Source organism: Streptomyces sp. CC224B, assembly GCF_030010595.1.
Classification (GTDB): Bacteria; Actinomycetota; Actinomycetes; order Streptomycetales; family Streptomycetaceae; genus Streptomyces; species Streptomyces longispororuber.
On record NZ_JASCXL010000225.1, the window covers coordinates 1 to 3,893 of the forward strand.

Genomic DNA, 3,893 nt, shown 5'->3' on the forward strand with positions numbered 1-3,893 from the left:
TCCCCCCTCTCCCGCGTGTTTCCCCCGGGGGGGGGGGCGCCCCCCGGGGGGCCCCCCCCCCCCCCGGGGCCCCTGGGGCCCCGGCCGCTTTGCGCGCGGGGGCCCCTTCGGCATACGTACGCCGTACGTACGGCGTGTACGGCCAGGCCTACGCCGACTCCAGCTCCTCCGCCTCCGCGGCTTCGGCGGCGGCCTCCGCGGCCTCCTCCCGCTGCGCGGGGATCTCCGCGGAGACCCGCGCCGCGGCGCGGGCACGCCGCTCGTCCGCCTTCGCGGCCAGCGCCAGCGCCGCCTCGTTGAAGCGGACGAGGGAGGGCGGGTCGGAGGGCCCGAGCAGGTGCTCCTTGAGCGCGCCGCGCTCCTCGGCGTACTCGTCCCGCTCCGGGTCGCGCACGGCCGCGAGGAGCGCGGGCACGCCCTCCGCCTCCGGCGCGAGGATCGTCGCGGCCCGCACCGTCGGGAAGCCGGCGCGGAAGTCCGCCTCGCTCATCCCCGACGTGTTGGCCACGGCGTACGGCTTCTCGCTGCTCAGCCAGTCCGAGACCACCGAGGAGACGTCGCTGATGAGCAGGTCGGCCTGGTTGAAGCAGGAGAAGATCGCCGGGCGCGACTCCGTGACGACCTGGTGCTCCCACTCCGGCAGGGACGCCCAGTACGCGGACTCCCAGGCCAGCGTCGCCTCGGTGATCGCGGCGCGGACGTCGCCGTCCGGCTTGCCCTGGAGCATCATGCGCTCCTGTTCGTCCGCGCTCCTGCGGAACTTCTTCGCCGTGAGGAGGTTCAGCTCCTCGGTGCGGCGGGCCAGCTCGGCGGCGGCCTCGGGGCCGGGACGGGGGCCGGAGCGCTGCGCGGCGGCCTCGCGGATCATGGCCTTGATGCGCTCGTTGGCGGCACCGGCGGCCGCGTTCTGCGAACCGGTCATCGGGTGCGGCTTGTAGATGAGGCGCACCCCGGGGTCGGCGAGCAGGTGCCGGACGATGTTCTCGCCCGCGAGGACGACCGAGGTGTTGCCCGGGTTGCCGTCCCAGCCCTCCCAGGTGGGCGCGTACAGGACGGTCGTGTACGCCCCGGTGGGCGGGCCCGCGTACGGGCGGATGGGGGAGAGCTGCGGGCGGCCCACCTCGACGACGTCCTTGTCGTCGACGCCGATGTCGGCGAGCTGGTAGCGCTCGCGCGCGGCGGGACCCGCGACCCACACCTCGTCGTACGCCTTCGCGTACGGGTTGCAGGAGGACAGCTTGTCGCTCTCGCCGTGGTTGATGAAGGCGTGCTTGATCGACGGGATGCGCAGCACCTGCGAGGTCTTCGCCGCGTTCGCCGGGTGTAGCAGCACCTTCAGCGTCGACTCCTCCAGGGAGAACATCGTGGCGACCTTCGGGAAGCAGATGATCGGCACGTCCGTGGAGTCGATCTTCTGGACCATGAACCGCTCGCGGAGCACGATCAGCGGGTTGCCGTCGAGCTGCGCGAGCGTGGAGAGCCACATGTTCGCCTGGTACGCGGACGTGGTGCCGCCGGAGAAGTACATGCCGACCGTCGGCTTGTACTCGGCCAGCCACTGGTCGAGCCACTCCATGACCGCCTGGTCGTTCCTGGCGCGCCGGCCCGGCAGCAGCCAGCTCGCCAGGTACACCGCGCCGCCCGCCATGGCGGCGAGGGAGACGGCGAGCCCGATGCCGCCCCAGTGGCCGTCGCCGGTGACCGCCGTGAGCAGCAGGCCCGCGGTGGCCGGCACGGAGAAGGTGAGCAGGCGGCGTGCCTGCTGGCGGAAGAGGATCCGCGGCGGCGCGGCGGACAGCCGCAGCGCGGAGGTGTCGATGTTCCGCGTGACGATCGGCAGCGTCCGCGTACGGCGCACCATGACGGCGGCGGCCGTGCAGCTGAAGTGCAGGACGTAGAACGCCAGCAGCCCCACGGTCAGCGGCGACTGCTCGTCGAACGGGTCGATGTCGTCCAGGCGCAACAGCCCGACCAGCACCAGCATGTCGCGCAGGAGCTGGCGGACGGTGACGTCGAAGCGGATCTTGCCGAGGAGGGACAGCAGACCCGGCTGCTTGTACTGCAGGTAGATGTCGAGCGCGAGGTTGGCCGCCGCGGCGGCGACGAGCACCGGGACGTACGGAATCAGCGCGGTCACGAGCTGCGCCGTGAAGAGCGCGAACATCGTCAGCAGCGCGGTGAGCTGCACGATGCGGCGGTTGGCGAGTCCGGCGGAGGGCACGGGCTTGAGCTCCTGGCGGGGGGAGGTCGGGACAGGGGGCGGGCAGTACGGGATACCGGACAGGTGGACGAGGTCATCACCCGTGCGGATATGGAGAAGACCCCTGACCGTATGACGCCCGGTGCCCCGGGAGCAATCTTCCGTGACACTCATCACCGCATACAGGGGCAAAGGTCACTTATCTTCGGCGGGCCGGTCCGGAGGCCCTGCCCTTCCGGGCCCCGCTGCGCACCCCGTCGGTCCCCTGTGCGATCCACCAGTCGGAACGGGCGGGCGCCCGGCCCCCGCCGTCGCGTAGATTGCGGGTCAAGCAGCACCGGGACCATTGGGGAAGCGCGTGACCAGGCAGGGCGTGGCAGAAGCTCACCGAGTCGTCGTCAAGGTGGGGTCCTCCTCGCTGACCACCGCGTCGGGCGGCCTCGACGCGGACCGCGTCGACGCCCTGGTCGACGTCCTCGCCAAGCACCGCGGCGGCGGCGAGCGGGAGATCGTCCTGGTCTCCTCGGGCGCCATCGCCGCCGGGCTCGCGCCGCTCGGGCTGCGCCGCCGCCCCAAGGACCTCGCCCGCCAGCAGGCCGCCGCCAGCGTCGGCCAGGGCCTGCTCATGGCCCGCTACACGGCCTCCTTCGCGCGCTACGGCGTCCGCGTCGGCCAGATCCTGCTCACCACCGACGACACCAGCCGCCGCGCCCACCACCGCAACGCCTCGCGCACCCTCGACAAGCTCCTCGCCATGGGCGCCCTGCCCGTCGTCAACGAGAACGACACCGTCGCCACCGACGAGATCCGCTTCGGCGACAACGACCGGCTCGCCGCCCTCGTCGCCCACCTCGTCCGCGCCGACCTGCTGGTGCTGCTCTCCGACGTCGACGGCCTGTACGACGGCGACCCCGCGGCCGAGGGCACGTCCCGCGTCGCCGAGGTGCGCGGCCCCGCCGACATCGCGCACGTCAAGATCGGCAGCGCGGGCAAGGCCGGCGTCGGCACCGGCGGCATGGTCACCAAGGTCGAGGCCGCCCGGATCGCGGCCGCCGCGGGCATCCCCGTCGTGCTCACCTCCGCCAGCCACGCCTCCGACGCCCTCGCGGGCCGGGACACGGGCACGTACTTCCACCCCACCGGGCGCCGCTCGGCGGACCGCCTGCTCTGGCTCCAGCACGCCTCCGCACCCCAGGGCGCCCTCACGCTCGACGAGGGGGCCGTCCGCGCGGTCGTCGAGGGCCGCAAGTCGCTGCTGCCCGCGGGCATCGCCGCCGTCGAGGGCGACTTCACCGCGGGCGACCCCGTGGAACTGCGGGACCCCGCCGGACGGGCCGTCGCGCGCGGCCTGGTCACCTTCGACGCCAAGGAGCTGCCCCGGCTCCTCGGCCGCTCCACGCGCGAGCTGGCCCGCGAGCTCGGCCCCGCGTACGAGCGGGAAGTGGTGCACCGCGACGACCTGGTGCTGCTGCACCCGTGAGGCGAGGCGGGGGGGGGCCCCGGGCCCCCCCCCCCCCGGGGGGTACGCCGCCAAAAACCCCCCCCCCCCCCCCCCCGCCGCCCCCGGCGCGCCGCCCCGCCGCGGCGCCGCCGGGCGCGCCTGCCGCCCCCCCCCCCCCCCCCCCGCCCCTCCCCCCGCCCCCCCCCCCCCCCCCCCCCCCCCCCCGCCGCCCCCCCCCCCCCCCCCCCCCCC

General features: G+C 74.6%; 2 protein-coding genes. One reads left to right on the forward strand and one right to left on the reverse strand.

Features of this window, described 5'->3' with window-relative positions:
- Window positions 1-148: 148 nt before the first annotated feature.
- Entirely contained in the window at window positions 149-2,221 is a 2,073-nt protein-coding gene (locus QK440_RS40910) for a hypothetical protein (protein WP_282798341.1), read from the reverse strand.
- Between the two features lie 352 nt (window positions 2,222-2,573).
- On the opposite strand from QK440_RS40910, the gene proB reads away from it, so the two are divergent.
- Window positions 2,574-3,680: a glutamate 5-kinase gene (gene proB / locus QK440_RS40915; protein WP_282798342.1), complete on the forward strand. Its 1,107-nt coding sequence runs from the start codon at window positions 2,574-2,576 to the stop codon at window positions 3,678-3,680.
- Window positions 3,681-3,893: the final 213 nt, after the last annotated feature.